The 7,460-nt window shown below is 47.5% G+C and carries 5 protein-coding genes and 1 rRNA gene; 4 read left to right on the plus strand and 2 right to left on the minus strand.

The window, feature by feature from the left end:
- Positions 1–851 precede the first annotated feature (851 nt).
- The 3 genes from Afil_RS10240 to Afil_RS10250 are packed head-to-tail and all read left to right on the plus strand — an operon-like array spanning position 852 to position 3,122.
- On the plus strand, positions 852–1,238 hold the full coding sequence (locus Afil_RS10240; protein WP_230268464.1) for a hypothetical protein: 387 nt from the start codon (positions 852–854) through the stop codon (positions 1,236–1,238).
- Positions 1,207–2,883, plus strand: coding sequence for a glycoside hydrolase family 2 protein (locus Afil_RS10245; protein WP_230268465.1), 1,677 nt, complete (start codon positions 1,207–1,209; stop codon positions 2,881–2,883). Before Afil_RS10240 ends, Afil_RS10245 begins: the two co-directional genes overlap by 32 nt.
- Positions 2,880–3,122 (plus strand): hypothetical protein, encoded by a 243-nt coding sequence (locus Afil_RS10250; RefSeq protein ID WP_230268466.1) that lies wholly within the window; start codon positions 2,880–2,882, stop codon positions 3,120–3,122. Before Afil_RS10245 ends, Afil_RS10250 begins: the two co-directional genes overlap by 4 nt.
- A gap of 262 nt (positions 3,123–3,384) precedes the next feature.
- On the opposite strand, the gene Afil_RS10255 is transcribed toward Afil_RS10250, so the two are convergent.
- Positions 3,385–4,725 carry an MATE family efflux transporter gene (locus Afil_RS10255; RefSeq protein WP_230268467.1) on the minus strand — a complete coding sequence of 447 codons (1,341 nt, stop codon included), beginning with the start codon at positions 4,723–4,725 and terminating at the stop codon, positions 3,385–3,387.
- A 647-nt stretch (positions 4,726–5,372) separates the two neighbouring features.
- On the opposite strand from Afil_RS10255, the gene Afil_RS10260 reads away from it, so the two are divergent.
- Entirely contained in the window at positions 5,373–7,136 is a 1,764-nt protein-coding gene (locus tag Afil_RS10260) for a DUF8451 domain-containing protein (protein WP_230268468.1), read from the plus strand.
- A 77-nt stretch (positions 7,137–7,213) separates the two neighbouring features.
- Here the strand turns inward: Afil_RS10260 and rrf are convergent.
- Positions 7,214–7,320: ribosomal RNA gene (gene rrf, locus Afil_RS10265) — 5S ribosomal RNA — on the minus strand.
- Between the last annotated feature and the right edge of the window lie 140 nt (positions 7,321–7,460).

Raw genomic sequence — 7,460 nt, forward strand, 5'->3', positions numbered from 1 at the left:
ATCTAAAGGTGATTTGACGACTGAGAGAAGCAATTCACCTCAGCGCTCAACTATAATAACACGGGCATCGAAGCGATGCAAGCATTATTTGTGAATTTTTAAAATATTTTCACGAGTTGATTTCAAGTGCTGTTTCCTTGCGCAAACAGCTTCCTTATTTAATCAGAGATCCCCAAACAAGGTCAAGTAAATGCATCGGATCCTCGGTGACTTTTTGCTCAAATGAGCCGTATGCTTCTTATTTTTCAAAAAGGATGTCTTTCTGAATGCCTCGAATGGTTCCATCTCTTATAAAGCCAAATCTGGTTTCCGCTATCAGCCGGAAAAAGCCGAAAAGGCTTTGTATACTGTTCGTTTATCTTCGGGCTGCTTTCTGCCTGTCGATCGAAGCAGAGCAAACGGACGCCACTGCAATATGCTTAGCGAAAGTTTACGCTCACGAAGAAATCCGATCATTCCTCTCAGGAGCGAACGAATAAAGACTGCCTTCTACTGAACGTTTCTATCCTATTTATTTTATATGGGAGCCTCTGTATGGCTTAAGTGCCCGATATGGATTCATGGATGCCAGAACGTCATTTTTTTCTGGCGTCTTCTCCTTCCTCGTTTGCTTTCTCATCCCACCTTTCCATTTGTTCGGCTGCATTTTTCTTTTACGTCCGTGCACAAATCAACGGGAAATCGATAAATGTTTACTAAATCATGTTTTCAATTTCAGGTAAAAGCTAAAACGAGGCTTGGAAAGGCTTACAATAGCAGCTTTTCGGATGGACGCTCCCCTCGAACGCGTCACGTCAGACAAAATCCCCCCTGTGTTCGTCTGAGACATTCGAAGAGAGGAAAGGAGAAATATGAAAACACTCAGACAATGGAGTCTGCCCGTGCTGATGGTCCTGCTTTCCATCAGCATGCTGCTGCCAGGACAGATCCAGACAGTCGCTGCGAACGAAACCGATTCGCCGCAGACGGTTGAACAGATTACTGCCGCCGACGGGCGGGAGAAGCTGAACTTCAACCAGGGCTGGAAATTTGTCCGCGCAAATATTCCAGAAGCTGTTCAAGTCGACTACCCCCAGTCCGAACTGGAACGCTGGGAAAATGTCGATCTGCCGCATCCCGTTCGTTTGGAAGAATACAATGCGAGCGGCGGCAAAAACTATCAGGGAGAAGCGATGTACCGCAAGCACTTCTACCTGGATGAATCCTATGCCGGAAAAAAAACTTTACTTCGAGTTTGAAGGCGCCATGGGCGTTACCGATGTATGGGTCAACGGGACCCATCTTCAGTGCCCGTTAGCCAAGCTGACCGGAAGCAAAGATGGAAACCATACCCAGTACGGAGGCTATCTTCCCTTCGTCCTCGATATTACGGATGCCGTTCACTGCGATGGCGAGAAAAACGTCATCACAGTCCTGACCGACAACCGGGACAATGGACTGGTTCCTCCCGGAAAGCCGCAGGGCAGTCTGGACTTCTCGTACTTCGGAGGTATTTACCGCAACGTCTATCTGCATTCCGTGGAATCGGTTCATATCACCGATGCGACGTATGAAAACATCGAAGCCGGAGGCGGAATTCTGATCGATTATCCGTCGGTCAGTGAACAAGAAGCGACCGCCGTTGTCAAAACGCACGTGCGCAACGAAACCGATGCAGACAAGCAAGTCACCCTCAAGTCGACATACGTTGATCCGCAGGGCAAAGAAGCGCTCACCAAAAGCTCAACCGTAACGATTTCAGCCAGTGATGCGCAGACGATCGCGCAGAATTTCAAATTCGAAAACCCGCAGCTGTGGGATCTTGATCACCCCAATCTGTATACGCTCGTTTCCACCGTTACCGTCGACGGCGAGGAAGTGGATCGAACAGAAACCACAACCGGTATTCGTACCGTCATCTTCAGCGCCACGGAAGGCGTAAAAATTAACGGGAAGCATCTGGGATTCCTTTCCGGTGTCAACCGTCATCAGGAATATCCGTACATCGGCTATGCGGCATCGGACAACCTGCAGCGCAAGGATGCCATCCTGTATAAGAACGCGGGCTTCCAGATCGTTCGCACCGCCCACCACGCCCAGTCGCCGGCATTCCTCGACGAATGCGACCGGCTTGGCATTCTCGTTGTAGAAGCCATTCAGGGCTGGCAGTACTGGAATGACAACCCCGTATTCGCAGAACGCGTAAAAAACGATACGCGCCAGATGTTGCGCCGCGACCGCAATCACCCCTGCATTTTCGCGTTTGAAACATCGCTGAATGAATCCACCGGCGTTCCGGCTGGATTTACCAACTCGCTGGAAGAAATCGCAAAATCCGAAGGACCTTCCGTTCGCACAGCCGTTGAAGCCTATGATGATTCAACGAAAGGCGATATCGTCTGGGGACGCCCGGAAGAACTTAAGAACGATACATCGCAGTCCTTCATTCGTGAATACGGCGACTTCTGGCTTGAACAGTACGGCTACTTTACCGATACGTGCCGTGTCACCCGCGGCCCGGGTACTTACTACCCCGGCGGAGAAGAGCGAATGGTAGAACAGGCCAACAATCGCCTGTACAACGGCTTCCATTTCGAGGGAACAGGAGTAATCTCTTTAGCCGAGGGTAAAAAGCTGTATACCGACAGCAATAAACGCATGGCCGGTATGACCATGTGGATTGGTATCGACCATAACCGCGGATACGATCCGACGATTTCCGCCTGCGGTATCTGGGATCTGTTCCGCCTTCCGAAATATTCCTACTATGCGTTTGCTTCCCGGCGTCCTGTGGAACACGACACGGACATGGAAGCCAAAGGCATTGAAACCGGCGAAACGATCTTTATCGCCAGCACCTGGTCCAAAACCGCACGCTTGAAGCGGTATTCGAAGCCGATGTGATCTATACGCCAGACTGGACACTCCTCGATCAGGTGATCACCAAATCAAATTCGGTTTTCAAACAGAAAGACAGCTACCAGGAAGCAAACTGGACCGCCTTTGAGAACGAGCTCAACCGCGCAAAAGACCTGCGCAAAAACAGTAAAGCCGAACAGGATGCGATCAACGCCCAGTCCGCTTCGCTGAACCAGGCGCTCCTCAAACTGAGAAAAACACCTTCCGCAAGTCTGATCCGCTAAAAGCAATTCGCAGTACAAACTGAATTCCATAATTAAAACTGCGGCAGATCCCATCCATAAAGGATCTGCAGCTTTTACGTCTTACTTCTAATGTCTCTGGATTCGTTGCTGTTTCTTTTCTGATTCCTATTCGAGCCGGAAATACGAAAAGCCGAAGAATACGGGATTTCTCCTTTATTCTTCGGCTGTTTTGTTTTTGCGATTGAGTATAAAACAAATTGAAGTCCCAATCGGACGTACGTCCGATCTGGCATGTGAATGGCTAAGCTGTGGCTGCACTTAAATGCTTTACCGTCTTTCTTTTAATTCTCTGCCATTCCAGAACGGAGATTCCAGCGCAGAGAATTTCCGTAATCACAAACGAATACCAGGAAAGATCAAGACCGAAGAGACGGGCAAGAACCCAGGTAAGCGGAACAGGAAGAACGAGCTGACGAAGCAGGGTGATCACAAGACTGATTCCTGCATACCCAAGGGCTTGAAACGCAGAGCAGAGAATCATCGATACGCCAGCGAATACAAAGCTCCAGGAAAGGACGCGCAGGCAGGGAATGCCGATCGCATACATGGACTGATCCGCATTGAACATCGAGAGAAGCTGAGACGGGATCAGCTGGAACAGCACCGTTCCAAACACCATGATGGCACAAGCCAGAAGCAGTGAAAAACGAACCGCCGGGACGATCCGATCCATTCTTCTCGCACCATAGTTGAACGCGACAATCGGGATGAGCGCGTTGCTCAGGCCCATAACCGCCATGAAAACAAATTGCTGAAGACGGGTATAGACATTGAATACCGAAACGGCCATAGACGAAAACGGCATCAGAATCCAGTTCATGAACACAGACATAAAACTCATAACTGCCTGCATGACCATTGCCGGAATGCCGATTTTCAAAATGCGGCCAAGCAGTACCGGATCCCAGCGGAACATTTTGAGATTTGTATGAATCTCCGGGACTTTTCGATAGGTGATCCAGATTCCTAACCCCATGGCTACGATCTGGCCAATCACGGTTGCAACCGCCGCTCCCGCCGTACCCATATTGAAGGTGAAGATGAACAGCGGATCCAGGAAAATATTAATCAGAGCGCCTGTTCCCTGAATAGCCAGGTTATACATCGGACGGCCCACCGCCTGCATGATTCGCTCGTACGTGATCTGGAAGAAGATTGCAAAGGAACAGCCGCAGCAAATCTGTAGATATACATTTCCCTGCATAAGCACTCCCGTATCCTGCGTGAAAAGCGCAAGGAATGCCCATGATCCAAACAGACCGAACAGAAGGAAAATCAGCCAGTTGATCAGAGAAAGAAACAGACCGTTCAGAACTGCCTGACTCGCCATTTCCCGATTATGTTCTCCAAGATAGCGGGAAAGGACCGTATTGAAACCGACACCTGTACCGCAGGCAATGGCGATCATCAAACTCTGTATGGGGGAACACAGACTGACCGAAAGCAGTGCTTCCTGAGAGTAGCCGGCCACGTACATGCTGTCGATAATATTATAGAGAGCCGACATCAGCATGCTCAGTGCAATTGGCACAGACATGGACAGTACCAGACGGCGGATCTCCATCGATTCCATTTTATGCATCAAAAAAACCTCCAATGGTGTACTCTATCACACGCGTCACCATTCCCAAAACCTCATCCCCGGCTTCTCAGACGGCTGGCCTAAGGGCTTTGGACCTCCCATTTCCAAAAGAAAACTCTCCGTAAGATACCGGATTTTGCCTTTATCTTTCGGCGAGATTCCTCATTCCTGAACAGAGTCCCATTTCATTCAGCTGTTTTTAGTCGACCGCAGTTTGACGATTGCTTGAATTCGCTAAAGATACGAAAACGTGTCAGCCATAAAAGAAACTATCACTAACTAACTAGAAGATTCCTGCGTAATCGGGTCAGGCAGCTTCTCGGATATTCATTTTATCCCTCACTATCAACTTTCTGCCTCACTTCAACCGGTTCTGGTTGAACATCAACTGATTCTGATTAAACATCAACTGATTCTGGTTGAACATCAACTGATTCTGGTTGAACATCAACTGATTCTGGTTGAACATCAACCATTTCTGGTTGAACATCAACTGATTTTCAGGATAATCCGCCCTCTCAGTTGATGTTCAATTTTTCTGATAATATCATCAACTTAGAGAAGTCTGTTCGCCAGTTCCTCACGCACTGCCTCCAGGCTGAAAAGAGGAATCTTGTACTGCTTATATCAATGAAAGGAGAGCTTGCATGACCGACCAGGAAAAACTGAATTCAATCCTTCAAAACGGAGAGCATCTTACTCTAGAATGTAAGAAAGCAGCCAATGAGATCCCGAAAGATTTATGGGAAACGTACTCATCTTTTGCCAATACGCATGGAGGCACTATTTTATTAGGAATTGAAGAAAACCTTAAAGAATTCGACAGAGCCAAGCGATTTACCGTTCTAGGTGTTTCGAATCCAAACAAAAGGAAAAAAGAATTCTGGGACACTATGAATGGAGAAAAAGTCAGCGCAAATATTCTTCTGGATCAGGATGTCCAGATCCTGAATATTGACGACAAGTCCGTTCTGCAGATCGATATTCCTCGCGCGTCCTATCACTTTCGTCCGGTTTATATTAACGGAAATCCCTTTAAAGGAACCTTTCGGCGCAATTACGAAGGCGATTACCACTGTTCCGAAGATGAAGTGCGATCGATGCTTCAGGACAGTTCGGATCAAGGGCTGGATGGAGCCGTGCTAGAAGGGTATACGATGGCGGATATCGACCTCAATTCACTCCATGCTTACCGAAATGAATTTGAGGTACAGAACCGAGGACATATCTTTAATACATACTCCGATGAGGATTTTATTCTGCATATTGGAGGATTTGCCAGAAACAGACAAACCGGCCAGGAGTTTCTGACCGAAGCCGGCTTGCTTATGTTTGGAAAAGGTCTTTCCATTCGAGAACGCTTCAGCGCTCTCTTTATGGATTATCTGAATCAGGCGAAGATGATGCCTGGTCAGCGCTGGTCCGATCGCCTGACAATCGACGGCCAATGGGAAAACAATCTGTACACTTTCGTACATCTAATCCTGCCCCGCCTGACCAGAGATCTGCCAGCACCGTTTCAGCTTGACGGGATGACCCGGGTAGATGATACCGATACCCATAAAGCGATTCGAGAAGCAGTGATCAATATGGTCATTCATGCCAATTACAGAACCAGCGGATCCCTTAGAGTCGTCCGATATGAAGACAATCTGCTTTTTTCAAATCCTGGAAACCTGAAAATCCCAGTAAGTGAAATTTTTAAAGGAGGCCATACGTCAGCCCGAAATCCGAAAATACAGCAGATGTTTCGAATGATCGGCTTATGCGACAATATTGGATCGGGTATTCCAACCATACTGAAGATCTGGAAAGAAAAAGGATGGCAAGAGCCGGATCTCTATGACAATGTCACCCTGCAGCAAGTGGAATTACGGCTATGGCTGACCGCAGGACTCTCAAGCAATACCGAAAAAGATTTGATCAACCGCTTAGGACCGAATGTCTTTCACTCGTTATCTGAGAACGAAAAAATGATTCTATCCATCGCTCTAAATGAAAAACAGGTAACCGTTCGGCGCATGGAACCTGTTTTAAAACTCGACCCGGTGGAAATTTCTTCTCTGCTTCAGGAATTGACCGCTCAAAAGATTTTAATCTGTCATCAGCAGCACCGTTCTTCCTTCTATACCTTCAACGAGAATCTCATATCCAATCGCGATACAGATACTACTCCACCAACAGTGCCCGATTCCGAAAGCGCCACGAACACCGACATGAATACGACGGATCATGCGATTCTGGCTCTGTTTTCTCGATACGAAACTTTGACTCTAGTCCAGATCTGTGACGAAATTGATTCGCTCAATACAGTACAAAGTGCATCTAAAGCCGCAAATCGCCTGGTTAAAATGAATCTGATTTCCAAAGGAAAGGCTGGCCGAAAAGTCGTCTTCAGAAAAAAATCCTGAAAACGCTCTTCCCAATAAAACGAAAAAACCCCCGAAAGATATTGGATCTCTCCTTTATCCTTCGGGGATTTCATTTTGTCTGGCAGCTTCCTATCTTTGCCTTGCGGCTATTGTCGGCGTTCTGCAGCTTAACGGCCGGGTTCGATATGTTTCCGGGTGTATCCTGCAGGCTATCGCCACCATACATTAGATTTTTCGAATGGATCTTCCAAAAACAAACATCAGTCTTCCAACATAACGATCTAACGCGATCGTTGGTTTCGTAGTGGCTTCTTGCGTATAGCTTTCTCGAATCTTAGATTAAGCTTTCGACCGATTAGTACT

The sequence above is a fragment of the Allobaculum fili genome (assembly GCF_020969955.1).
In the GTDB taxonomy this organism is placed as follows: Bacteria; Bacillota_I; Bacilli_A; order Erysipelotrichales; family Erysipelotrichaceae; genus Allobaculum; species Allobaculum fili.